This is a genomic window from Pseudomonas acericola (SeqCode), assembly GCF_053456465.1.
Genome location: NZ_JBRFJB010000001.1, coordinates 851840 through 876289 on the forward strand (window position 1 = coordinate 851840; position 24450 = coordinate 876289).

A 24450-nucleotide genomic window follows, 5' to 3' on the forward strand; every position below is an offset into this window, starting at 1 on the left:
AAGTCCCTGGTTTCAGCGCAAAATCTGCGGGTTTTCCAGCGTTGAACGCTCCGGTATTTGAATCATTCTTTTCCGGCGGCGGGCTTATCGTATTCGGCCATCATTGTTTGCATGAGAGATGGCCGGGATGACTGAAACACGTGATTTATACGCACTGACCGCACCGGTGACCGACGACGAACTGGACGCCGCGCTACTTGATATGACGGGTGACCTGGACAAGGCCCGCGTGTTGCACCAGACGCTGCCGCACTGGATGGTTGAAGCGCCGCAGGATACGTTGGCGGCCGTTGAGCAGGCGTACCTCGACAGTGCGCCGTCACGCCGACGGCTTGAACAGCGCATGAGCCGCCTGCAATCGCTGGACGACTTCTGCAACGTAAAGTTGCACGAATACCTCACCAGTCACGGGCACCTCAATGTGAATGTGCGCCGCGACTACTTCGAACGGCTTCGGCGCGAGGCGTTTGAGATCACGCCGAACGTCAGTGGTCTCCCGGTCTATTCGACGAGCCTGGAAAAACACAGCCTGCTGCAGGCTGCCATGCAGAATTTCTCTGCCGCCGAGGCCGAGCCCGACGGCCTGCCCGAGGGCGCCGTGATTCGTCGAGGAGCAGACAATAGCGTCGCGTCCGACATCACGGCGGCGCAGTTCGTGGGCTACTGCCGCGACTTGGACCTGGGCCATGCCTACCAAGAGCATATCCGCGAGGTCTTCGATCTGCCGGCCCCGGGGGAGTCAACGCTGCCACTGAGCTACAACCAGGCCGCGCTCGATGTGGGTTGGGCCAAGCGCGCGGACATGCTGATTGACCTGCAAATTGCCCTGGCCAGGCAAGATATCAGCCCAGCCACCCATGCCCGCTTGCTCAAGCTGATCAAGGCCGACTTGCCCGCCGCACAACATGCCGAATCGGTGTTCACCCAGAAACGCCTGGTCTGGCAGGGCCTGAATATAAATGAGGCATGCCTGTGGAGTGTGCTGGTGTTCTCGGAGGCGGAGCCGGGGCAGTTGGATACTCAGGGCCTGATTATCTACATGCCCAATGAGCCGGTGCGGCCTTGGTATGAGTACTCGACGCTGGAGGATTTCAAGCTGTACCTCACGCTGAAGTTGCAGGTGCCCTCCTATCGACAGGCGTTCGCGCGTTACCTGGATGAGTCCGAGCGCCTGGACGTTTTCAATCACTTCAATGCCAATCGTACGTTGGGGCCGCTCCAGGTGATCCCGGTCGTGGGCAACTTCAGCGATTTTTTCTTTCGTGCCTATGTCGGCAAGCTGCAGTTGGACGCGCGTGTATTGGCCGTGCCCAAGGCCCAGGTGGATGAAGACGCGCGTCAAAAGCGCCTGTTGGATTACCTCAACTTCGGCCTGGATATTCTGAATGTCGCGGCATTTGTCGTGCCGGTACTGGGGCAATTGATGATGGGTTTTGCCATTGGCCAATTGCTCGGGGAGGTGTTCGACGGTGTCGAGGATTGGAACCATGGCGACCACGCCGAAGCGCTCAAGCACCTGATCAGTGTGGCGGAAAACCTCGCGGCCATGATCTTGTTTGCTGCCGGTGGGCGCGTGGTGGGGACGCTCAAGCGCAATCTGACGTCGTCGGGGGAGTTCTTCGACAAGGTCGAGGCGGTCAGCCTGCCCGATTACCGCCCACGGCTTTGGCGGCCGCGGTTGACGACCTATCGTCAGTCGGCCGAGACGCCTGATCCGTGGGCCCGCAATATCCGGGGCGTGCATAAGGCCAACGGGAGTACCTATATCCAGGTCGGGGCGGATCATTACGCTATCGCTTTCGATACCAACCTTGGTCAATGGCGGATCAGCCACCCCAGTCGCAGGGCCGCGTACCGCCCGCCGCTCAAGCACAATTTCCAGGGGGGATGGCAACATGAATTCGAGCGGCCACAGGAGTGGACGGAGCCGTTGTACACCCTGTATCGAATTGATCCGAACCTGGCTACGGTGCCGTCCGAGGCGCTGCAAAGCCTTGCGGCGATCAACCAGACGGATCTGCCGGTGTTGCGGCGTTTGATGCAGGAGCACAAAGCCCTGCCGGAGCGCTTTCAGGACACGGTGGCAAGGTATCGCCAGCATCAGAAAGTGTTTGACCTGGCCCGTTCGCTGGAGAACGGCCAGCCTCCTGACGCCGCCACCGCTCGCAGTCAGATGCTGGCCCTGCCGCTGATGCCGGGATGGCCCGAGGGGCGCTTCTTCGAGCTGCTGGATGCCCAGGGTGACCTGCTGGAGAGTCACCCGGACCTGTCGCCTTTCGACTATGAAGACCTGAGTATTCATATCACCGAGCAGCAGCTCAAGGACGGCCAGGTATTGGAGACCTTGCTCCCCGCCTTGAGCGAGCAGGAGCGCGCCACATTGCTCGGTGAAGTCATCGAACTCAAAGACGCCTTGCCCGTGCTCAAGCGCCGTTTGTTGGAGACGGTGAAAGATCAGCATCGGGCCCTGTATCTCAAACTGTATGACGAATACAACGGCACCGCCGTGGGGGAGTTGGCGCCGTTGTGCGCACGCTTTCCAGGCATGCCACGTCGAGTGGCGTGGGAGCTGCTGTCGGATGCGCGGCCGAACGATCGTCTGTATATGCGCAAGACCGGTCGAGTACCGCTGACCCTGGAGCAGAGCGCGCGCGAACTGCTTGAGCGGATGGATGAGGACCAGGCGTTGATGGGATTGTACTTTCCGCCGTTGGCCGGTGTGGCGACGCGGCGATTGACCTTTGGCCTGCTCCGGCGTTTGGCGTACTGGCCCCGGGACCTGTTGTTGCAAGTGCGCGAAGGCAGTTTGACGGGGCCTGTGCTGGAGCAGGTGGGTTCGCCGACGGCCGCAGTACGGCGGACGATCGTCAGCACTTACCCGGACTTCCAGGCGTTCAACGAGCAGGGCGAGGAACTGGATGCGCTGGTCGATGGGCCGGACGGCCTGTTGCAGGCGGTGATAGATTGCCTGTCGCCCGCCGAGAGACGGGCGATGGGGTTGGTGGGCGGGCAGCCAGTGGACCGCCTGCGCAGCCAGTTGCGCTTCAAGAGTCAGGACGAGCGCCCACGCCTCCATCGTTACTTGCAGCCCGAGCCAGGGGGGACGGACGACGAATTGCCTCCCTGCGCGCAATCCCTGATGCAGGACCCGTCGGTACTTGCCGAGTTTTCACCGGCACTGGTGCGCAAAGTCAAAAAGCTCTATCCGGCGATGAGCGCTGCGCAAACCCTGCAATTTCTACAGGACGCGGGCGTCGACCATCTGAGCCGGGCCAAGGCAGTCGAGGCGCTGGAGCAGGAGTTCAAGGCGCTGCATCAGGCGTTGAAAATCTGGTCTGGAGATCGTCGAACGCACGTCCCCGAGGCTATGCCATTTTGGGACTACCGTCTCGGCCGTTCTCAGGTGCGGCACGCCATCGAGCGCAGCTGGCGCGGGCTGACAATGCTCAAAGACGCACAACAACGCGATGTGCCGGGCTTGGAACTGGACGCGATGGCCGTGGGAATTCTGCCGACCTTGCCGCCCCAGGTGCGTTTCGCGCAGGTAAAACAGTTGTCCTTGCGCAAGATGGGGTTGGGCGATGACGTGGCGTATTTCCTCAAGCATTTCGAAAACCTGCGCACCCTTGAGCTTTCGGACAACCAACTGACGCGATTGCCCGAAGCCGTGTCATTGATGCCTGACCTGGAGTCGCTGCGCCTGGCCAGGAACCGCTTGCAGCTGACCGAGTACACACGGGGGAAACTGGCCGACGTGCGCCAACTGACTACCCTCGATCTGTCCGGCAACCCCTTGATCAATGTGCCGGATGTCAGCCACCAATTGGACCTGCGCGAGTTGATCCTGCGTGATTGCGGGCTTACGGAGTTCCCTGCGGGGGTCCGTCGGTTGCCCTATCTGGAACAGGTTGATTTACGCGAAAACCAGATCGTCGACTTGCCTCCCTGGTTGCTGGAGCTGCCCAGTGATGCGGCCCGGGCGTTCAACCTGCGCCTCAACCCCCTGGCGGTCACCAGTCGGGTGCAGTTGGCCAACTATCGCAGGCGTTTCGGGCTCGGCATGGGCTTTCTGGAAGATGACATCGCCCGCTTGAATGAGCAGAAGGCTCGCGAAAACTGGTTGTTGAATAACCGGGTGGCGAACTACGTCGACAAGGATCGGGTGTGGAGCGGCTTGCGCAACGAGTCGGACAGCGACGGCCTGTTCAAACTGTTGGCCGAGCTGGGCAATACCGCCGACGCCCTGCGTGTGCGTGAAGACCTGGACCGGCGAGTGTGGCGCGTACTGAATGCGACGGCGGCGGATGCCGAACTGCGCGAAAACGTCTTTCAGCGGGCCGCCACCCCCATCAATTGCGACGATGCGGTGGCGGTGAACTTCAGCAACCTTGAGGTGCTGGTGGAAATCAACGACGCGTCACGGCAGATCGAAGACGCAGGTTTGAGGGCGCGGCCACTGTTGAAACTGGCCAAAGGCTTGTTTCGCCTCGAACGGCTGGAGCGCATTGCCCGTCGCCATAGCGCCGATAACCCGACGGCCGACCCGCTGGAAGTCAGCCTGGCATTTCGCACCGGGTTGACCAGCAACCTCTACTTGCCGGGGCAGCCCCGGGGCATGATTTACAAGACGCTGGCCGGGGTCACGCAAACGGAGCTGAACCAGGCGGAAACCGACCTGAAGATCGCCGAGTTGTCGCCGGACCTGCTGGAGTACATCGTCGAGCTGCCGTTCTGGAAGGACTACTTGAAACGCATCCATGCCCGCCGTTTCGAGACGCTGACCGAGCCTTTCAGTCGTCGCATCGAAGACGTGTTCGATCGATATCAGGAGCTGCACAACGGCGATTATCGCGACCAGATGAACCTGATTCTGCGCGAGCAGAGGCAAGCCGAGGCCTCAGAGATCAAACGGCTTACCGCAGACGCCTTGCGCGAAGACGACCAGCACGTGTGCGAAGGCCCGGCGGGATGATCAGCGAGGCGCCGCCTTGGCTCGGATCAGGGCGCGCAGGGCAAACCGGTTCGGGTGGCAGGCTTCGGCCACGCTGGCCGGCAGCGGCAGCGGCTCATCGTTCAGCCACGCCGCCAGCAGCTCGCCGCACAAGGGCGCGGTTATCAGCCCGCGTGAGCCGTGACCGCTGTTGACGTAGAGGCCAGGCAGCCAGGGGCAGGGCGTGTCCGGGATCTGTCGGGCGTCCTTGCTCAGTACGGCATAGGCGTGGTTGAACGCCGTCAGATCGGCCAGCGGCCCGACGATGGGCAGGTAGTCGGGGCTGGTGCAGCGGAAGGCGGCGCGGCCTTGCAACTGCTCGGCTGCCAGCGTGTCGGCCCCCAGGCGCAGGCGCAAATCCTCGGAAATTTCCCGCAGCATCTCCAGGTTGCCCGCGTGCTCGGCAGCGGTGGGCGTGAGGTCATCGCTTTTGAAGTCGAAGCTGGCACCGAGGGTGTGCTCACCCAGGCGCGCCGGGGCGACGTAGCCTTCGGCGCAGACCACGGTGGCGAGCGCTGTGCTCGCCGGGGTTTGCGCCAGCCGGGTGATCTGCCCGCGAATGCGCTTGAGGGGCAACTCGCTGCTCGCCGGGAAGTGCTTGATATCGGCGGCACCGGCCAGCACCACCACGCTGGCGCTGGCCAGCAGGGTATCGCCGTCACGGGCTTGCCACTGCTGATCGACCCAGTGCAGCTCAACGGCATTGTGGTGTGTGAGCACATTGATCGACGGGTGTGTCGCTTGCCATTGGCACAGGGCCGGCGGGTGGACCCAACCGCCCTCGGGGAAAAACAACCCGCCGTGTTCCAGCTGGATACCGGCTTGCTGCTGGGCCTGGTCGCGGTCCAGCAGGTGCAGCAACTCCGGCGCAAAGGCCTCGGCCAACTGCGCCTGGCGCTCGGCTTCCTTGGCATCGAAGGCCAGTTGCAACACGCCGCAGCCATCCCAATCGATACCGCGATGCAGGTGTTCCAACAGGCGCCGGGTGTGGCCGAAACCGCTGAGGATCAACTGCGAAAGCGCCGTGCCATGGGCCGACAGTTTTAAATACAGCACGCCTTGGGGGTTGCCCGAGGCTTCCTCGGCCAGCGCAGCGTGGCGCTCCAGCAGGCTGACGCGCCAGCCACGGGCGGCAAGGCTGGCGGCGGTGGCACAACCGGCCAGGCCACCGCCGATGACCATGGCGTGGCGTTCGCCTTGTATGGCCGCAGGCCTGGCGAACCACGGTTTGGCAGCGGGCGGTGCAGGTGTTTCCGTGGGCCAGCCGAGGAACTCCCCGCGCAGGATCTCCCACTTGTGGCCGATGCCCGGCGTGCGCTTCATCTTGAAGCCCGCCGCGTTGATAAGGCGGCGTACCCAGCCGGTGCTGGTAAAGGTGCTGATGGTCGAGCCCGGGGCCGCCAGGCGCGCCAGTTCGGCGAACAGCTCGGCGGTCCACATGTCCGGGTTCTTCGCCGGGGCGAAACCGTCGAGGAACCACGCATCGATTTGCGCATCCAGTTGCGGCAACTGTTCCAGGGCATCGCCGATCAGCAGGGTCAGGGTCACGCGGCCGTTATCCAGCACCAGGCGTTGGAAGCCCTGGTGGATGGCGATGTACTGCTTGAGTAGCTGCTCGGCGAACGGTTGCAACTCGGGCCAGAGGGCGAGGGCGCGTTGCAGGTCTGTGGGGCTCAGCGGATACTTTTCCACGCTGACAAAATGCAGGCGCGCACCGGCCACCGCGTGTTGTTCGAACAGTTGCCAGGTGCAGAGAAAATTCAAGCCCGTGCCAAACCCCGTTTCACCAATCACCAGGCGCCCACCCGCCGGCAGCGCGGCGAAACGCTCCTGCAAACGGTTCTGTTCGAGGAACACGTAGCGGGTTTCTTCAAGGCCCGACTTATCGGAGAAGTACACATCGTCGAACACCCGCGAGTGCGGGCGGCCTTGGTCGTCCCAGTCGAGCTGGGCGTGGGATACGGGGTTCATGGGCGGCTCGGTAAAGGCAAGGCGGCCATTCTAGCCGATCAATGGGGAATGAATTGACCCACGGCAAGCGCGGGGTGAATTTCCTCCCGCGTGTTGCTGCCCAATCCGCTAGTCTTGAGCCATCTTGAAACGGAGTTGCCCATGTTCGAATCCGCCGAAATCGGTCACGCCATCGACAAAGACACCTACGACGCCGAAGTGCCGGCCCTGCGCGAGGCCCTGCTGGAAGTGCAGTACGAGCTGCAACAGCAGAAGCGCTTCCCGGTGATCATCCTGATCAATGGCATTGAAGGCGCCGGCAAGGGCGAGACCGTCAAGCTGCTCAATGAGTGGATGGACCCGCGCCTGATCGAAGTGCGCACCTTCGACCAGCAGACCGACGAAGAACTGGCCCGGCCACCGGCCTGGCGTTACTGGCGCCAGTTGCCGGCCAAGGGCCGCATGGGGGTGTTCTTCGGCAATTGGTACAGCCAGATGCTGCAAAGCCGTGTGCACGGGCAGATCAAGGACGCCCGCCTGGACCAGGCCATCGCCGGTGCCGAGCGCCTGGAAAAGATGCTCTGCGATGAAGGCGCGCTGATCTTCAAGTTCTGGTTCCACCTGTCCAAGAAGCAAATGAAGGCGCGGCTCAAGGCCCTGGCCGATGACCCGTTGCACAGCTGGCGCATCAGCCCGCTGGACTGGCAGCAGTCCGAAACCTACGACAAGTTCGTGCACTTCGGTGAGCGCATCCTGCGTCGCACCAGCCGCGACTATGCACCGTGGCATGTGATCGAAGGCGTGGATGCGCATTACCGCAGCCTCACCGTGGGCAAGCTGTTGTTGGAAGGCATCCAAAATGCCCTGAAGCTGCCTAAGGGCAAGGCCAGCGGCATGAACCCGGCGCCGTTGATCGCCTCGGTGGACAAGAAAAGCCTGCTCGACAGCCTCGACTTGAGCCAGCGCCTTGAGAAGGACGATTACGAAGAACAACTGATCACCGAGCAGGCGCGGCTGTCCGGCCTGATGCGCGACAAACGCATGCGCAAACACGCGCTGGTCACGGTGTTTGAAGGCAACGATGCGGCGGGCAAGGGCGGTGCCATCCGCCGGGTGGCGGCGGCGCTGGACCCGCGTCAGTACCACATCGTGCCGATTGCCGCGCCCAGTGAAGACGAGCGCGCCCAGCCGTACCTGTGGCGCTTCTGGCAGAAGATCCCGGCGCGCGGCATGTTCACCGTGTTCGACCGCTCCTGGTACGGCCGCGTGCTGGTGGAACGCATCGAAGGCTTCTGCACCCCGGCCGATTGGATGCGCGCTTATGGTGAGATCAATGACTTTGAAGAGCAGTTGCGCGACGCCGGCGTGATTGTGGTCAAGTTCTGGCTGGCCATCGACAAGCAGACCCAGCTGGAACGCTTCCAGGCCCGTGAGGAAATCCCGTTCAAGCGCTTCAAGATCACCGAAGACGACTGGCGCAACCGCGACAAGTGGGACGACTACCGCACGGCCGTCGGCGATATGGTTGACCGCACCAGCACGGAAGTCTCGCCCTGGACATTGGTGGAGGCCAACGACAAGCGCTGGGCACGGGTCAAGGTGCTGCGCACCATCAACCTGGCGCTGGAGGAGGCGTTCGCCAAATCCGACAAACACGACAAAAAGAAAAAGAAATAACCCGGTCCCTGTGGCGAGGGAGCTTGCTCCCGCTGGGCTGCGCAGCAGCCCCAATTGAGCCGCCGCGGTGTATCAGATCCACACGCCGCGCCTGTTTTGGGGCCGCTTCGCAGCCCAGCGCGAGCAAGCTCGCTCGCCACAACAAGCTCCAAGGTGCCCATGCTTTTGCATACGCCGGGTGAATGATCGTCGCGGTTGGAATCAGCTGGATCTATGCTCGATCCATCTCTCAACAACGACAAGATCGAGGTAGCCCATGCGTGAAGTAGTGATCGTCGACAGCGTGCGAACCGGCCTGGCCAAATCCTTTCGCGGCAAGTTCAACCAGACCCGACCGGATGACATGGCGGCCCATTGCGTCAACGCGCTGCTCAGCCGCAACGGCATCGACCCGGCGACGGTGGAGGATTGCATCGTCGGCGCCGGCTCCAACGAGGGCGCCCAGGGCTACAACATCGGGCGCAATGTGGCGGTGTTGTCGCAATTGGGCACCGGCACGGCGGGCATGACGCTTAACCGTTTCTGTTCGTCGGGCTTGCAGGCGATTGCGATTGCGGCCAACCAGATTGCCTCGGGGTGCAGCGACATCATCGTGGCTGGCGGTGTCGAGTCCATCAGCCTGACCATGAAAAGCGTCAACACTGACAACCTGATCAACCCGCTGCTTAAAGAGCAGGTACCGGGTATCTATTTTCCCATGGGCCAGACCGCCGAGATCGTCGCACGGCGCTACCACGTCAGCCGCGAAGAACAGGACCTGTACGCCCTGCAAAGCCAGCAGCGCACCGCGCAGGCCCAGGCTGATGGCTTGTTTAACGATGAAATCGTGCCGATGACGGTCAAGTACAAGGTCGAGGACAAGAATACCGGCGCGGTGCAGATACTCGACGGTGTGGTGGATCGCGACGACTGCAACCGCCCGGACACCACCTTGGCCAGCCTGCAAGGCTTGAAACCGGTGTTTGCCGAAGACGGCTCGGTGACGGCGGGCAACTCGTCGCAACTGTCTGACGGCGCCTCGATGACCCTGGTGATGAGCCTGGAAAAAGCCCTGGAATTGGGGCTCAAGCCGAAGGCGTTTTTCCGTGGTTTCACCGTGGCCGGTTGCGAGCCGGACGAGATGGGCATCGGCCCGGTGTTCTCGGTGCCCAAGTTGCTCAAGGCCAAGGCCTTGCAGGTGGCGGACATTGATCTGTGGGAACTGAACGAAGCGTTTGCGTCGCAGTGCCTGTATGCGCGTAATCGGTTGGAGATCGATAACGCGAAGTACAACGTCAATGGCGGCTCGATTTCCATCGGGCATCCGTTCGGCATGACCGGCTCGCGGCAGGTGGGGCATTTGGTGCGGGAGCTGCAGCGGCGCAACTTGCGTTACGGCATTGTCACCATGTGTGTCGGTGGTGGGATGGGGGCTACGGGCCTGTTCGAAGCCGTGCGCTAAACCCCACTGGGAAAAATGAGGTCAGTGTGGGAGCTGGCTTTTGTGGGAGCTGGCTTGCCTGCGATAGCATCACCTCGGTACATCTGAGTCACCGAGGTGTCTGCATCGCAGGCAAGCCAGCTCCCACATTTGATTTGTGGCGTATCGCGAATCGTATGCTTGCCCCTAGAATGCCCGCTCCACTTCCTCTGGCTTCTGGGGCACTCATGCACATCTCTTCCGGCCGCTGGGTCTATGGTTTTCTCCTGACCCTGTTGACCGCGCTGCTCTGGGGCATTCTGCCGATCAAACTCAAGCAGGTGCTGCAGGTGATGGACCCGATCACCGTCACCTGGTTTCGCCTGACCGTCGCCGGCGGTTGCCTGTTCATCTACCTGGCGCTGAGCAAACGCTTGCCCCGTCTCAGTGTTCTGGGCCCCAAGGGCGGCTGGCTGGTGGGCATGGCCGTGTGCGGCCTGGTGGGCAACTATGTGCTGTACCTGGTGGGCCTGAAAATGCTCAGCCCCGGCACCGCGCAACTGGTAGTGCAGATGGGCCCGATCTTTCTGATGATCGCCAGCGTGTTTGTGTTCAAGGAGCGTTTCAGCCTGGGGCAGGTAGTCGGCCTGGTCGTGCTGATCTGTGGCTTTGGCTTGTTCTTCAATCAACGGTTGGAGGAGTTGCTGACGTCCCTGGGCGCTTACACCGCTGGCGTGCTGACCATCCTGCTAGCCACCACCATTTGGGTGTTCTACGCCCTGGGCCAGAAGCAGTTGCTGACGGTGTGGAATTCGCTGCAAGTGATGATGGTGATCTACCTGTGTTGCGCGGTGTTGCTCACGCCGTGGGCGCATCCGCTGGAAGCCCTGGACCTGAGCCCGTTGCAAGGCTGGCTGTTGCTGGCGTGCTGCATGAACACCCTGGTGGCCTACGGCGCGTTTGCCGAGGCGCTGGCGCATTGGGAAGCTTCGCGGGTCAGTGCGACCCTGGCGCTGACGCCGTTGGTGACCTTTGTCGCGGTGGCGTTGGCAGCGTGGTGGTGGCCGGACTTTGTGCAGGCCGAAGACATCAACGCCCTGGGCTATGCCGGGGCATTGGTGGTGGTGCTGGGGTCGGCGACCGTGGCGCTGGCGCCGTCGTTGATTGCCGGGCTCAAGGCCCGGCGGTTACGCATGGCGTCTTAAGCGCCCAGCATGTCTTCCGGGCGTACCCACTGGTCGAACTCGGCATCGGTGAGGTAGCCCAGCGCCAAGGCTGCTTCCCGCAGCGTCAACCCTTCGGCGTAGGCCTTCTTGGCGATCTCGGCGGATTTGTCGTAGCCGATATGCGGGTTGAGTGCCGTCACCAGCATCAGCCCGCGCTCCAAATGCTCGGCCATCTGTACGGCGTCGGGCTCAAGCCCGGCCACGCAGTGTTCCTGGAAGTTGTTGCAGCCGTCGGCCAACAGGCGGATCGACTCCAGCAGGTTGTGGATGATCACCGGCTTGTACACGTTCAACTGCAAATGCCCCTGGCTGGCGGCAATGCCGATGGTCACGTCATTGCCCAGCACCTGGCAGGCCAGCATCGACAGCGCTTCGCATTGGGTCGGGTTGACCTTGCCCGGCATGATCGAACTGCCCGGCTCGTTGGCCGGCAACTTGACCTCGGCGAACCCGGCACGCGGGCCGGAGCCCAGCAGGCGCAAGTCGTTGGCGATTTTCATCAGCGCCACCGCCAGGGTTTTCAGCGCGCCGTGCAGGGTCACCAGCGGCTCATGGCCGGAGAGGGCGGCGAACTTGTTTGGCGCGGTGACGAAAGGAAAACCGGACAACGCCGCCAGCTCGGAGGCAATCGCTTCGCCAAAGCCATGGGGCGCATTCAGGCCGGTGCCCACCGCCGTGCCGCCCTGGGCCAGTTCGCACACGGCGGGCAGGGCGCTGCGCACGGCGCGTTCGGCGTAGTCGAGCTGGGCGATAAACGCCGAGAGCTCCTGGCCGAAGGTGATCGGCGTGGCGTCCATCATGTGGGTGCGGCCGGTCTTCACCAGCTTCATGTGCTGCGCTGCCTGTTCGGCGAGGCCGCCGGACAGCGTGGCAATCGCCGGCAACAGGCGTTGGTGCACCGCCTGCACGGCGGCAATGCTCATGGCGGTGGGGAAGCAGTCGTTGGAGCTTTGGGAGCGGTTCACATGATCGTTGGGATGCACCGGGCTCTTGCCGCCCCGGGGTTTGCCCGACAGTTCGTTGGCGCGGCCGGCGATCACTTCGTTGGCGTTCATGTTGCTCTGGGTGCCGCTGCCGGTTTGCCACACCACCAGGGGGAACTGGTCGTCGTGCTGGCCTGCAAGCACTTCGTTGGCGGCCTGTTCGATCAGGCGGGCGATATCGGCGGGCAAGTCGCCGTTGCGGCTGTTGACCCGGGCGGCGGCTTTTTTGATCAGGGCCAGGGCGTGCAATACCGCCAGGGGCATGCGTTGCTCGCCGATGGCAAAATTCACCAGCGAGCGTTGGGTCTGTGCGCCCCAGTAAGCGTCATCCGGGACTTGGACTTCTCCCAGGCTGTCGGTTTCGATACGGCTCATCGGGCACTCTCCTTGATAGCGGTTTGCGCAGTTTAGGTCGTGATTGGCCTGTTGGGTTCCCTAGAAAGACTTTTCATCGGTCAATCCTTGCCCGACAAGGCCCGGGGTTGAGCCGCGAGGTTTTTTAGGCGCAGAATGGGCGCCCTTGGGGTCTTACCTCGCCTGCTAGAAAAGGAAACTCGATGACTCGTCTTCGTGCCATCTGTACCGCGGTTGCTCTGGTTTGCGCCAGCGGCCAGGTTCTTGCCGATACCGCCAGCCACAACGCCAGTGCCGAAGCCTTCCTTACCCTGGCCCATGCCGACAAGCTGGGTACCCCGGTGTACATGCAAGTGCAGCAAATGTTCGCCCAGCGTTTCGAACAGACCAAGGCGCCAGCCGCCAAGCAATCCGTGCTGGACAGCTACCAGGCCAAGGCCAACGCTGCCCTGGATCAGGCGATCGGCTGGCCGAAGCTGAAGCCGGACATGGTCAAGCTCTACACCACCAACTTCAGCGAATCCGAACTCAAGGACCTGGTTGCCTTCTACCAGTCGCCACTGGGCAAGAAAGTCCTGGAAAAAATGCCGCAACTGACCCAGCAATCGGCCCAGATGACCCAGCAAAAACTGGAAAGCGCCGTGCCGGTGGTGAACAAGCTGTTGGACGACATGACCAACGAGCTGGCACCTAAAGCCGCCGCACCGGCCAAGAAGAAGTAAGCAGGAATGACCATGCAACAGCGTATCGAAACGGCGCTCGCCGCCTTGAGCCCGCAGCATTTGAGCGTGCTGGACGAAAGCCACATGCACAGCCGTGGGTTGCAGACCCACTTCAAGGCCGTGCTGGTCAGCCCGCAGTTCGAGGGGCTTAATCGCGTCAAGCGCCACCAGAAGGTCTACGCCACCCTGGGTGACCTGATGAGCGAGTTTCATGCGCTGGCGCTGCATACCTACACGCCTGAAGAATGGGCGAAAATCGACGCAGCCCCGGCCTCGCCGACCTGCGCTGGCGGACATTGACGGGTTATCCCTGATAGAATCCGCAACGCGCCGCTTAGCCGGCGCGTTTTTTTTGCATCCGGTTCACCCTTTACGAGGGTAGCCACCTGGAGAGAACACCCATGACTCAACCGATTGTCGTGGCGGCACTGTATAAGTTCGTCACCCTCGAAGATTACGTCGCCCTGCGCGAGCCACTGCTGCAGGCGATGGTCGACAACGGCATCAAAGGCACCTTGCTGATCGCCGAAGAAGGCATCAACGGCACCGTTTCCGGCAGCCGCGAAGGCATCGATGGCCTGATGGCCTGGCTGAAGAACGACCCACGCATGGTCGATATCGACCACAAAGAGTCGTACTGCGACGACCAGCCGTTCTACCGCACCAAGGTCAAGCTCAAGAAAGAGATCGTGACCCTGGGCGTCGAAGGCGTCGACCCGAACAAAAAAGTCGGCACCTACGTTGATCCGCAGGATTGGAACGCGTTGATCAGCGACCCGGAAGTGCTGTTGATCGACACCCGCAACGACTACGAAGTGTCGATCGGCACCTTTGAAGGCGCAATCGACCCGAAAACCACCAGTTTTCGCGAATTTCCTGACTATATCAAAGCCAACTTCGACCCGGCCAAGCACAAGAAAGTCGCCATGTTCTGCACCGGCGGCATTCGTTGCGAGAAAGCGTCGAGCTACATGCTCAGCGAAGGCTTCGATGAGGTCTACCACCTCAAGGGCGGCATCCTGAAGTACCTCGAAGAGGTGCCGCAGGAAGAAACCAAGTGGCAGGGTGACTGCTTTGTTTTCGACAATCGCGTGACCGTGCGCCACGACTTGAGCGAAGGCGACTACGATCAATGTCATGCCTGCCGCACACCGATCAGCGCCGAAGACCGTGCATCTGAACACTACGCGGCGGGCATCAGCTGTCCACATTGCTGGGATAAGCTGCCGGAGAAGACCCGCCGTAGCGCAATCGACCGGCAGAAGCAGATTGAACTGGCCAAGGCCCGCAATATGCCGCACCCGATTGGCTTCAACTATAAGCAATCACCTTCCGAGGCCTGAGCCATGTCCGCGCGCCTGCTCTATGTAATGGACCCGATGTGTTCCTGGTGCTGGGGGTTCGCCCCGGTGGCCGAAGCGCTGGTGGAGCAGGCCCGCGCCGCCGGTGTGGAAGTGCACCTGGTGGTGGGCGGTTTGCGCACCGGCAGCGGCGCGGCACTGGAACCGACGACCCGGCGCTACATCCTTGAACACTGGCAGGCCGTCACCGACGCCACCGGCCAGCCGTTCAAGCGCGAAGGCGCATTGCCCGACGGTTTTGTCTACGACACCGAGCCTGCGTGCCGCGCCATCGTCACCGCGCGCAGCCTGGCGCCGGATTGTGCGTGGACCTTGCTCGGGCTGATCCAGCGCGCGTTTTATGTCGAGGGCCGCGACGTGACCCTCGCCAGCGTGCTGGTGGAGCTGGCCGAGCAGGCGGGCATCCCGCGTATCGAGTTTGCCGGCGCGTTCGACCGTGCCGAGCAGCACGCCGCGACCGCTGCCGATTTCACCTGGGTGCAGGACTTGGGCATCGCCGGTTTCCCGACGCTGCTGGCCGAGCGCAATGGTCAACTGGCCTTGCTGACCAACGGTTATCAGCCGCTGTCCGAGCTTTCGCCGCTGTTGGGCCGATGGCTGGAGCGAGCAACCTGTGCATGAACCCGCTCAACGTACTGATCGGCTGACCTGGGCGGAAATTCGCCGCCTGGCCCTGCGTCACAAGAAATCCCTGTGGATCGCCAATGGCGTTGCCGTACTGGCGACGCTGTGCAGCGTGCCCATCCCGCTGTTATTGCCCTTGTTGGTGGACGAAGTGCTGCTGGGCCACGGCGATGCCGCGCTGAAGGTGATGAACCACGCGTTGCCGCTGGGTTGGCAGAAAGCCGCCGGTTACATCGGCTTGATGCTCCTGGTGACCTTGTGCCTGCGCTGCGGCGCGCTGGTGTTCAACGTGGTGCAGGCGCGGCTGTTTGCGCGGCTGGCCAAGGACATCGTGTATCGAATCCGCGTGCGCCTGATCGAACGGCTCAAGCGCATTTCCCTGGGTGAATACGAAAGCCTGGGCAGCGGCACGGTCACCACGCACCTGGTCACCGACCTGGACACCCTCGACAAGTTTGTCGGCGAAACCCTCAGCCGCTTCCTGGTGGCCATGCTCACCCTGGTCGGCACTTCGGCGATCCTGGTGTGGATGCATTGGCAGTTGGCGTTGCTGATCCTGTTGTTCAACCCGTTGGTGATCTACGCCACGGTGCAGTTGGGCAAGCGCGTCAAACACCTGAAGAAACTGGAGAACGACAGCACCTCGCGGTTTACCCAGGCGCTGACCGAAACCCTCGATGCCATCCAGGAAGTGCGCGCGGGCAACCGCCAGGGCTTTTTCCTCGGACGCCTGGGCCAGCGTGCCCAGGAAGTGCGTGACTACGCGATCCACTCGCAGTGGAAAACCGACGCCTCCAGCCGTGCCAGCGGCCTGCTGTTCCAGTTCGGCATCGACATCTTCCGTGCGGCGGCGATGCTCACGGTGTTGTTTTCCGACCTGTCCATCGGCCAGATGCTCGCGGTATTCAGCTACCTGTGGTTCATGATTGGCCCGGTGGAGCAACTGCTCAACCTGCAATACGCCTACTACGCGGCGGGCGGTGCGCTGACGCGGATCAACGAGCTGTTGGCGCGGGCTGATGAGCCGCAATACGCCGGGGGTGAAGACCCGTTCACTGGGCATGAAACCGTTGGTATCGAAGTGCGCGGCCTGGATTTCGGCTACGGCGAAGACTTGGTGCTCGACCAGTTGAACCTGGCCATTGCGCCGGGGGAGAAGGTCGCGATTGTCGGTGCCAGCGGTGGCGGCAAAAGTACCCTGGTGCAACTGTTGTTAGGGCTGTACACGCCGCAGGCCGGCAGCATCCGTTTTGGCGGTGCAACCCAGCAGGAAATCGGCCTGGAGACCATTCGCGAGAACGTCGCCGTGGTGCTGCAACATCCGGCCTTGTTCAATGACACCGTGCGCGCCAACCTGACCATGGGCCGCACCCGCAGTGATCAAGCCTGTTGGCAGGCACTGGAAATTGCCCAGCTGGATGCTACCGTCAAGGCGCTGCCAATGGGCTTGGACAGTGTAGTGGGGCGTTCCGGGGTGCGTTTTTCCGGTGGGCAGCGGCAACGCCTGGCGATTGCGCGCATGGTGCTGGCGGAGCCGAAAGTGGTGATCCTCGATGAGGCGACCTCAGCCCTCGACGCGGCCACCGAGTACAACCTGCACCAGGCGCTGGCGCGGTTTCTCAGTGGGCGTACTACACTGATCATCGCCCACCGCTTGTCGGCGGTTAAGCAGGCAGATCGAGTGTTAGTGTTTGACGGCGGTCACATTGCCGAGGATGGCGACCATCAGCAGCTGATTGCCGAGGGTGGGTTGTACGCCAAGCTCTATGGGCATTTGCAACAAGTACGTTGATTTGAACTGGGCTGTGCTAACGGAAGCGGATGTTCGCGTGCGTATCAAGCAGTGCATGTGCAAGGGACTTCATGAAGCAAAAGCGGACTCTCGGAACGCCTCGGCTGTTGGGCATTGTGTGGCCCTTTATCGCCGTTGTGCTGTTCCAGGCATTGTTGGGCTGCGTCAGTCTCTACGTGCTTTCAGCAGTGCGCGGCTACGTAGCAGGCGAAAGCTTGTGGTCCAAGGGCCAGAAAGACGCCATCTACTACCTGACCCTCTACGCCGATAACCGCGACGAAGCCACGTTCCTCAAATACCAGCAAGCTATCGCCGTGCCCCAGGGCGGGCATGAGCTGCGCATCGCCCTCGACCATTCCACCCCCGATATCGCCGCGGCCCGCCAGGGCATCCTCAAGGGCGGCAACCACCCCGATGATGTCTCCAGCCTGATCTGGCTGTACCTCAACTTCCGTCATTTCAGCTACCTGGAAAAAGCCATCGAACTGTGGACCGTGGGCGACGGCTACCTGGTGCAACTGGATGACCTGGCCCAGGAGATGCACCGCTCGATCCTCTCTGATCACGTCAGCGCCAATGACGTGCGGCAATGGAAGGCGCGCATCATTGCAATCAACGACGGCGTGACCCCGGCCGCCAAGGCCTTCAGCGATGCCCTGGGCGAAGGCTCGCGGATGATCCTGCGGCTGCTGTTGACCACCAACCTGGCCACCGCCCTGGGCCTGATCGCGCTGGCGCTGTTGCGCACGCGCAAACTGCTGACCCAGCGCCATGCGTTCGCCGACGCGTTGCAGGCGGAAAAGGAGCGGGCGCAGATTACGCTGGAGTCGATTGGCGATGGCGTGATCACCACCGACGTCGATGGCGCCATCGCCTACATGAACCCGGCCGCTGAGGCGTTGACCCACTGGAAGTCGGCCCAGGCCCAAGGCCTGCCCCTGGCTGCGCTGTTCAATCTGCTCGATGAAAACGCCGAGCCCGATGGTTTTACCCTGATCGAACACATCATCAAGGGCCAGCTCAGTGGCGGCAGCGAGCATTCCAAGCTGATCCAGCGCCTGGACGGCAGCACGGTCTCGGTGACGCTGGTCGGTGCGCCGATCCGCAGCGCCGGCAAGGTCAGCGGTGCGGTGTTGGTGCTGCACGACATGACGCAGGAACGCCAATACATCGCCAACCTGTCCTGGCAGGCCACCCACGACGCCTTGACCGGCCTGGCCAACCGGCGCGAGTTCGAGTTCCGCCTGGAGCAGGTGTTGCATCACGTCGGGCGCCAGCAGAACCCACGGCACGCGTTGATGTTCCTCGACCTGGACCAGTTCAAGCTGGTCAACGACACCTGCGGGCATGCGGCCGGTGATGAGTTGCTGCGGCATATCTGTGCGCTGCTGCAATCGGACCTGCGCGAAGGCGACACCTTGGCCCGGCTGGGGGGCGATGAATTCGGCATCCTGCTGGAAAACTGCCCGGCGCCGGTGGCGGAGAAAATCGCCGAGAGCCTGCGCCACACCGTGCAAAGCCTGCATTTTGTGTGGAAGGGCCGGCCGTTCATGACCACCGTGAGCATTGGCCTGGTGCATATCTCCCACGTGCCGACCACCCTGGAGACCTCGCTGCGGGCGGCGGACATGGCCTGCTACATGGCCAAGGAAAAGGGCCGCAACCGCGTGCAGGTCTACCATGCCGATGACTCGGAGCTGTCCCTGCGTTTTGGCGAGATGGCTTGGGTGCAGCGCTTGCACATGGCCCTGGAAGAAAACCGCTTCTGCCTGTACGCCCAGGAAATCTCACCCTTGGGGCATACCGATGGCGGCACTGGCCATATTGAGATCCTGCTGCGCCTGCATGATGAGGCGGGCCGCATCATTCTGCCCGACAGCTTTATTCCGGCCGCCGAGCGTTACGGCCTGATGACGTCGCTGGACCGTTGGGTGGTGGAGAACGTGTTCAAGATCATCGCCAACTGCATGCGCGAGCGTCCGGGGCGGCCGATGGCGATGTGTGCGATCAATCTGTCAGGTATTACGATTGGCGATGACGACTTTCTCGGCTTTTTACGTGAGAAATTCGCGGCTTACAGTATTCCGCCGGCGATGATCTGTTTTGAAATAACCGAAACCAGCGCTATTGCCAATCTGGGCAGCGCTATTCGCTTTATTAATGAACTCAAAGCGTTAGGTTGCCACTTCTCCCTCGACGACTTTTGTGCCGGGATGTCCTCATTCGCATATCTCAAACATTTACCTGTAGACTTCCTGAAGATCGATGGAAGTTTCGTAAAGGATATGCTGGACGACCCGATTAACCGCGCCATGGTCGAAGTGATCAACCACATCGGCCACGTCATGGGTAAGCGCACAATTGCCGAATTTGTTGAAACACCCCATATCGAACAGGCTCTACTTGAGATAGGTGTGGACTACGCTCAGGGCTATCTGATTGAGCGCCCGCAATTGTTTACCTTTGACAGCTTGCAGTGTCGACCTGTGCGGCCGCAGCCTCTGTTGTTCAAGGCGCCCGGCACATTCCGCTGAAACATCTGCTGGTCTGTACTATCACACTTAAAAAGGAGCCTTATAGTGATCGACACATTCAACAGAACCGGCCCGCTAATGGAAGCCTCGAGTTACCCCGCCTGGGCGCAGCAATTGATCCAGGACTGTAGTGAGAGCAAGCGTCGCGTTGTCGAACACGAACTGTACCAGCGCATGCGCGATAACACGCTCAGCGCCAAGACCATGCGTCACTACCTGATCGGTGGCTGGCCCGTGGTTGAACAGTTTGCCTTGTACATGGCACAGAACCTCACCAAGACCAAGTTTGCCCGTCATCCTGGGGAGGATATGGCGCGGCGTTGGCTGATGCGCAATATACGCGTGGAGTTGAACCACGCCGATTATTGGGTGCATTGGGCGCGCGCCCATGGCGTCAGCCTCGAGGAGTTGCAGGCGCAGAACGTCCCGCCTGAATTGCACGCCTTGAGCCACTGGTGCTGGCACACCAGCTCCGCCGACTCGTTGATCGTGGCCGTGGCCGCGACCAACTACGCCATCGAAGGGGCGACGGGGGAGTGGTCTGCCGTGGTGTGTTCGACCGGTGTCTACGCGGCCGCCTTCCCCGAGGAAGACCGTAAGCGCGCCATGAAGTGGCTGAAGATGCATGCCCAGTACGATGACGCTCACCCGTGGGAAGCGCTGGAGATCATCTGCACCCTGGCCGGGATGAACCCGACCAAGGCCCTGCAGGCAGAGCTGCGCCAGGCCGTGTGCAAGAGCTACGACTACATGTACCTGTTCCTGGAAAGCTGCATGCGTCTGGAGAAAGAGAAAGCGCCAGCAGTGGTGCGTGAGCGCCAGGTGCGCGTCGCCAGCGAAGCGTGATGTGACCCGTGATGGCGGGGTTTACCCCGCCATTGCCAAGCGGTTGCGACCTTCGCGTTTGGCCACGTACAAGGCGCTGTCGGCCCGGCGCAACAGGCTTTCGGCCGATTCTGCTGCGAGCAGGGTCGAGCAGCCAAGGCTCACGGTCAATTCGATTCTTTCACCGTCTGCCCAATAGTCCTGGGCTTGTGTCGCCTGGCGCAGGCGCTCGCCGACCATCGCCGCCGCATCCCGGCCGGTGTTGGACAGCAGGATCAGAAACTCTTCCCCGCCAAACCTGAACACCATATCGACGTTGCGCAGCTGGTTCTTGATGGCCTGCGCCACGGCGCGTAGCACGCTGTCGCCGGCGGTATGGCCGTGGGTATCGTTGATGACTTTGAAGTGATCAATGTCCAGCATCAGCAGTGACAGCGGGGTCAGGTGCCGGCGGGCCATGTCGATTTCCCGTTGCAGGGTCTGGTCCATGGCAATGCGGTTACCGGTTTCCGTCAGGGGATCGAGCAGGGCGCTGCGGGTGGCAGCGCGATAGAGCAAGGCGTTGCGCATCGGGTAGAGCAGGGTGGCCAGCAGGGATTCGAGCTGGCTCAGTTCTTCTTCCTGCAAGCGCTGGTTGCGGCGGAACACCAGCTCACCCAGGTGCTCACCTTCATGGCTCAACGCGTAGCTCACCGAATGATGGCCGCGATGGCCGAACTCCAGGCGAAGGTCGCTGGCTTCGTGGCGGTATTGGAGAGCGTCGAGGGGGACCAGGCGCTGGATCTCGCGAAAGAACAGGCCGAGGATGCGTTCCGGTTCCAGGCTGGTCTGCAAGTGCATGCTCAATTGCTGGCGCAGTTGGGCGACCGTGGTGGGGCGGCGTGCCAGAACGGACGGTTGACCGAAACCCAGGCGTTGCAACTTGGCACTGTCGAAGTCGATGGCGTGGGTCTGGGTCGGTGTTTTCATAAACTATCAGCCTCTAAGCACTTAACTGTCTTACAGGCTCGATAAGAGTGGCGAGTGCCATGCGTTGTACTGTTCCCTCAGTTCTGTAAAACATTGGAAACAGTTTAAACCGCTTTGCAGAGGGTTATAACCCCTGGGCACTGCCACACGTCTTGTCATCGCCTAACCTGCTTGAAAAGAGTTAGAGCGAGATTCATGCCAAATGTTTTATTTTTATAAAAGTCCTTTTAAATCAATCATCTGTATTTGGTACTTGAGTGCAGATTTAAATAGTGGCGCCGGTTATTTGGCTATTGACCCACCAACGTCGTGTGGTCGATCTGATCGATCGAGGTCACGCCGGTCAGCGTCATGGCCACGCGCATTTCCTTGGCGAAGATATCCAGCAGGTTTTCCACGCCGTGCTGGCCGTCGGCGGCCAGTGCGTAGACGGTAGAGCGCCCGAGCAGGCACGCCTTGGCCCCGAGGGCGAGCATGCGCACCACGTCGAGCCCGGAGCGTACCCCCGAGTCCACCAATACGGTCAGGTCATCACCGACGGCTTCGGCAATCGGCGGCAACGCCTTGGCGGTGGACAGCACGCCGTCCAGCTGCCGGCCGCCATGGTTGGAGACCACGATGCCATCGGCGCCGAAACTCACGGCGTCCTTGGCGTCCTGTGGGTCGAGGATGCCCTTGATGATCATCGGGCCCTTCCAGAAATCGCGGATCCACTCCAAGTCGTTCCAGCTGATCGACGGGTCGAAATTGTTGGCCAGCCAGCCGATGTAGTCTTCCAGGTGGGTGGGTTTGCCCAGATATTTGGAGATGTTGCCCAGATCATGGGGGCGGCCCAGCAACCCGACATCCAGCGCCCATTGCGGCTTGGTGACCGCCTGCAACATGCGCCGCGACGCGGCGAAGGGGCCGGACATGCCCGAATGCGCATCCCGATAACGCGACCCTGGCGTCGGCATGTCGACGGTGAACACCAGCGTAGTGACCCCGGCGGCTTGCGCACGCTCCAGGGCGTTGCGCATGAAGCCGCGGTCCTTGAGCACATAGAGTTGGAACCAGATCGCCTGCGGGCTTTGCGCGGCCACTTCTTCAATCGGGCACACCGACACGGTGGACAGGCAGAAGGGAATACCCTTGTTCGCCGCCGCCTTGGCCGCTTGCACTTCGCCGCGACGCGCATACATGCCCGTCAGGCCCACGGGGCTGAGGATCACCGGCAGCGCCAGCTCCTGGCCAAACAGCGTGGTCTTGAGGCTCAGGTTATCGACATTGCGCAGGATGCGTTGACGCAGGCTGATATTCGCCAGGTCCGAACCGTTGGCGCGCATCGTGTGCTCAGCGTTGGCGCCACCGTCGATGTAATCGAACAGAAAGCGCGGCAGCTTGCGTCGGGCGGCTTCACGGTAATCGGAAGCGGACGAAATGATCATCAGCGTAAACTCCACAGGTAAAAGGGGGTTCACGATAAGCAAAGCTCTGGCATGATAAAAACAACTTTTTCAACTAGTACTCAGTCGCTAAAGGAATACCGATGAACCTCAGAACGCTGCGTACCTTTGTCGAAGTGGTGCGCCAGGGCGGGTTTTCCCAGGCGGCTGAGGTGGTGTCCCTGACGCAATCCACGGTCAGCAAGGCGGTCAAGACGCTGGAAGACGAACTGGGCATGCCGCTGCTCAATCGTCTCGGGCACCGCAACGAACTGACCGCCGCCGGTGAAATGACCTACCGCCGCGCCCTGGTGTTGCTCGCCGAGCACAACGACCTGGTGGCCGAGATCAACGACTTGCGCGGCCTCAAGCGTGGCGTACTGCGCATCGGCTTGCCGCCGGTAGGGTGCGGCGTGCTGTTCGCCGCGATGTTTGCGACCTACCGCCGCCGCTACCCCGAGATCGAAATAGAACTGACCGAATACGGCAGCAAAAAACTGCGTGAATGCCTGGAAGCGGGTGAGGTCGACCTCGCGGCCCTGCTGCTGCCGGTGGATGAAGGCTTTGACTACCAGCCGGTGCGCAACGAACCCCTGATGGCCGTGCTGCCCGTGGGCCACCCGCTGGCGCGACGCACACGCATCGACTTCACCGACCTTGCCGACTCGCCGTTCATCCTGTTCGAAGCCGGCTTCGCCCTGAACGCCAAGATCCTCGCCGCCTGCGAACGCAAAGGCGTGACCCCGCGCGTCGCCGCCCGTAGCGGGCAGATCGACTTTATCGTCGATCTGGTCTCCGCCGGCCTTGGCGTCGCCTTCCTACCGCGCATGCTGGCGCACAAGCACCAACACGACGGCATTGCCCTGATCCCCCTGGACGAACCCCACACCGACTGGCACATCGCCCTGGCCTGGCGTGCCAGCGCCCACCTGCCGCCGGCAGCACGGGCCTGGCTGGATCTGGCCAAAGAGCAGGCCCTTCTGACCGCTCATTCGCTCTAATGCTTTGCGATGCTTGACTTCTTCTTTTTAATCAGTAACATACGGCGAATTCCGCGATAGCTCAGTTGGTAGAGCAAATGACTGTTAATCATTGGGTCCCTGGTTCGAGTCCAGGTCGTGGAGCCAGATAGAGAAAAGCCTGCAGAGATGCAGGCTTTTTTTTGCCTTGGATTTGGCCGGGGTGATTGACGCGCACAGCGTGATCAGCATGAAGCCGTCTCTAAAGCCTGCGATTCAGAGGTAAGCCCCATGAAAGTCGCAGCAGTCGTTTCAACCAAAGGCGGGCCGGGTAAAACCACGGTTGGTGCCAATCTGGGCGCGTTCTGCGCCGATGCAGGTGTTCGAACCCTGCTCATCGATCTTGATAATCAGCCATCGTTGTCCTGGTTTTACAACCTGTCGCATGAGGCGCCTGGTGGTACCTATCAGTTGATCACGAGCAATGAGACGCGGCCTGATCAGATCATTGAATCGCCCCGGATTCTCTAGACACCTTGCAAGCCGGCGCTTGGTAGAAATGTGTTGGCAGATGATTCAATCGTTCTTTGACGTAACTGCGCAGGTATCGCTTTTTGATGGCGACGAAAACCTGTGAGCAGGAGCGGACTCGTGATTTACG

General features: G+C 61.5%; 17 protein-coding genes and 1 tRNA gene. 14 read left to right on the forward strand and 4 right to left on the reverse strand.

Annotated elements, in window-relative coordinates; all coding sequences use genetic code 11:
• The first annotated feature begins 127 nt into the window (after positions 1 to 127).
• Positions 128 to 4972, forward strand: a complete 4845-nt coding sequence (locus tag ACU688_RS03890) for an NEL-type E3 ubiquitin ligase domain-containing protein (protein ID WP_448183703.1) — start codon at positions 128 to 130, stop codon at positions 4970 to 4972.
• Here the strand turns inward: ACU688_RS03890 and mnmC are convergent, their stop codons facing one another.
• A complete protein-coding gene (gene mnmC, locus ACU688_RS03895; protein ID WP_448183704.1) occupies positions 4973 to 6961 on the reverse strand; it encodes a bifunctional tRNA (5-methylaminomethyl-2-thiouridine)(34)-methyltransferase MnmC2/FAD-dependent 5-carboxymethylaminomethyl-2-thiouridine(34) oxidoreductase MnmC1 in 1989 nt (662 codons plus the stop codon).
• A 141-nt stretch (positions 6962 to 7102) separates the two neighbouring features.
• Here mnmC and pap point away from each other — a divergent pair, with 141 nt between their 5' ends.
• From pap to ACU688_RS03910, 3 genes are all read left to right on the forward strand, one after another.
• Positions 7103 to 8617 (forward strand): polyphosphate:AMP phosphotransferase, encoded by a 1515-nt coding sequence (gene pap / locus ACU688_RS03900; protein ID WP_448183705.1) that lies wholly within the window; start codon positions 7103 to 7105, stop codon positions 8615 to 8617.
• A gap of 256 nt (positions 8618 to 8873) precedes the next feature.
• Positions 8874 to 10058 (forward strand): thiolase family protein, encoded by a 1185-nt coding sequence (locus ACU688_RS03905; RefSeq protein WP_448183706.1) that lies wholly within the window; start codon positions 8874 to 8876, stop codon positions 10056 to 10058.
• A gap of 206 nt (positions 10059 to 10264) precedes the next feature.
• Positions 10265 to 11221, forward strand: a complete 957-nt coding sequence (locus ACU688_RS03910) for a DMT family transporter (protein ID WP_448183707.1) — start codon at positions 10265 to 10267, stop codon at positions 11219 to 11221.
• On the opposite strand, the gene ACU688_RS03915 is transcribed toward ACU688_RS03910, so the two are convergent.
• Positions 11218 to 12600 (reverse strand): class II fumarate hydratase, encoded by a 1383-nt coding sequence (locus ACU688_RS03915; protein ID WP_448183708.1) that lies wholly within the window; start codon positions 12598 to 12600, stop codon positions 11218 to 11220. The genes ACU688_RS03910 and ACU688_RS03915 overlap by 4 nt on opposite strands.
• Before the next feature lie 182 nt (positions 12601 to 12782).
• On the opposite strand from ACU688_RS03915, the gene ACU688_RS03920 reads away from it, so the two are divergent.
• The 7 genes from ACU688_RS03920 to ACU688_RS03950 all read left to right on the forward strand — a co-directional run bounded on the left by ACU688_RS03920 (position 12783) and on the right by ACU688_RS03950 (position 20458).
• Entirely contained in the window at positions 12783 to 13301 is a 519-nt protein-coding gene (locus ACU688_RS03920; RefSeq protein ID WP_124525803.1) for a DUF2059 domain-containing protein, read from the forward strand.
• 6 nt (positions 13302 to 13307) lie between these two features.
• A complete protein-coding gene (locus ACU688_RS03925) occupies positions 13308 to 13601 on the forward strand; it encodes a BolA family protein (protein ID WP_448183709.1) in 294 nt (97 codons plus the stop codon).
• A gap of 101 nt (positions 13602 to 13702) precedes the next feature.
• Positions 13703 to 14644 carry an oxygen-dependent tRNA uridine(34) hydroxylase TrhO gene (trhO, locus tag ACU688_RS03930; RefSeq protein ID WP_124525801.1) on the forward strand — a complete coding sequence of 314 codons (942 nt, stop codon included), beginning with the start codon at positions 13703 to 13705 and terminating at the stop codon, positions 14642 to 14644.
• Positions 14645 to 14680: 36 nt separating this feature from the next.
• A complete protein-coding gene (locus tag ACU688_RS03935) occupies positions 14681 to 15283 on the forward strand; it encodes a DsbA family protein (RefSeq protein ID WP_448184028.1) in 603 nt (200 codons plus the stop codon).
• On the forward strand, positions 15276 to 17078 hold the full coding sequence (locus ACU688_RS03940; protein WP_207044920.1) for an ATP-binding cassette domain-containing protein: 1803 nt from the start codon (positions 15276 to 15278) through the stop codon (positions 17076 to 17078). Before ACU688_RS03935 ends, ACU688_RS03940 begins: the two co-directional genes overlap by 8 nt.
• A gap of 71 nt (positions 17079 to 17149) precedes the next feature.
• Complete coding sequence (locus tag ACU688_RS03945) at positions 17150 to 19612, forward strand: EAL domain-containing protein (RefSeq protein WP_448183710.1); 2463 nt, start codon at positions 17150 to 17152, stop codon at positions 19610 to 19612.
• A 45-nt stretch (positions 19613 to 19657) separates the two neighbouring features.
• Positions 19658 to 20458: an iron-containing redox enzyme family protein gene (locus tag ACU688_RS03950; protein ID WP_026136616.1), complete on the forward strand. Its 801-nt coding sequence runs from the start codon at positions 19658 to 19660 to the stop codon at positions 20456 to 20458.
• 21 nt (positions 20459 to 20479) lie between these two features.
• On the opposite strand, the gene ACU688_RS03955 is transcribed toward ACU688_RS03950, so the two are convergent.
• Positions 20480 to 21406, reverse strand: a complete 927-nt coding sequence (locus tag ACU688_RS03955) for a GGDEF domain-containing protein (protein ID WP_124525796.1) — start codon at positions 21404 to 21406, stop codon at positions 20480 to 20482.
• 290 nt (positions 21407 to 21696) lie between these two features.
• Positions 21697 to 22833 (reverse strand): FMN-dependent L-lactate dehydrogenase LldD, encoded by a 1137-nt coding sequence (gene lldD / locus ACU688_RS03960; protein ID WP_448183711.1) that lies wholly within the window; start codon positions 22831 to 22833, stop codon positions 21697 to 21699.
• Positions 22834 to 22934: 101 nt separating this feature from the next.
• Between lldD and ACU688_RS03965 the strand changes: the two genes are divergently transcribed.
• From ACU688_RS03965 to ACU688_RS03975, 3 genes are all read left to right on the forward strand, one after another.
• Positions 22935 to 23831 (forward strand): LysR family transcriptional regulator, encoded by an 897-nt coding sequence (locus ACU688_RS03965; protein ID WP_448183712.1) that lies wholly within the window; start codon positions 22935 to 22937, stop codon positions 23829 to 23831.
• Positions 23832 to 23881: 50 nt separating this feature from the next.
• A tRNA-Asn gene (locus ACU688_RS03970) sits at positions 23882 to 23957 on the forward strand.
• Positions 23958 to 24080: 123 nt separating this feature from the next.
• A complete protein-coding gene (locus ACU688_RS03975) occupies positions 24081 to 24320 on the forward strand; it encodes a ParA family protein (RefSeq protein WP_448183713.1) in 240 nt (79 codons plus the stop codon).
• Positions 24321 to 24450: the final 130 nt, after the last annotated feature.

Bases quoted from the DNA above. Each gene is read 5' to 3' on its own strand.
- ACU688_RS03945 (WP_448183710.1), top strand. From the start codon at position 17,150: ATGAAGCAAAAGCGGACTCTCGGAACGCCTCGGCTGTTGGGCATTGTG.
- lldD (WP_448183711.1), bottom strand. From the start codon at position 22,833: ATGATCATTTCGTCCGCTTCCGATTACCGTGAAGCCGCCCGACGCAAG.
- ACU688_RS03935 (WP_448184028.1), top strand. From the start codon at position 14,681: ATGTGTTCCTGGTGCTGGGGGTTCGCCCCGGTGGCCGAAGCGCTGGTG.
- ACU688_RS03915 (WP_448183708.1), bottom strand. From the start codon at position 12,600: ATGAGCCGTATCGAAACCGACAGCCTGGGAGAAGTCCAAGTCCCGGAT.
- ACU688_RS03905 (WP_448183706.1), top strand. From the start codon at position 8,874: ATGCGTGAAGTAGTGATCGTCGACAGCGTGCGAACCGGCCTGGCCAAA.
- ACU688_RS03975 (WP_448183713.1), top strand. From the start codon at position 24,081: ATGAAAGTCGCAGCAGTCGTTTCAACCAAAGGCGGGCCGGGTAAAACC.
- trhO (WP_124525801.1), top strand. From the start codon at position 13,703: ATGACTCAACCGATTGTCGTGGCGGCACTGTATAAGTTCGTCACCCTC.
- mnmC (WP_448183704.1), bottom strand. From the start codon at position 6,961: ATGAACCCCGTATCCCACGCCCAGCTCGACTGGGACGACCAAGGCCGC.
- ACU688_RS03920 (WP_124525803.1), top strand. From the start codon at position 12,783: ATGACTCGTCTTCGTGCCATCTGTACCGCGGTTGCTCTGGTTTGCGCC.
- ACU688_RS03910 (WP_448183707.1), top strand. From the start codon at position 10,265: ATGCACATCTCTTCCGGCCGCTGGGTCTATGGTTTTCTCCTGACCCTG.
- ACU688_RS03890 (WP_448183703.1), top strand. From the start codon at position 128: ATGACTGAAACACGTGATTTATACGCACTGACCGCACCGGTGACCGAC.
- pap (WP_448183705.1), top strand. From the start codon at position 7,103: ATGTTCGAATCCGCCGAAATCGGTCACGCCATCGACAAAGACACCTAC.
- ACU688_RS03955 (WP_124525796.1), bottom strand. From the start codon at position 21,406: ATGAAAACACCGACCCAGACCCACGCCATCGACTTCGACAGTGCCAAG.
- ACU688_RS03965 (WP_448183712.1), top strand. From the start codon at position 22,935: ATGAACCTCAGAACGCTGCGTACCTTTGTCGAAGTGGTGCGCCAGGGC.
- ACU688_RS03925 (WP_448183709.1), top strand. From the start codon at position 13,308: ATGACCATGCAACAGCGTATCGAAACGGCGCTCGCCGCCTTGAGCCCG.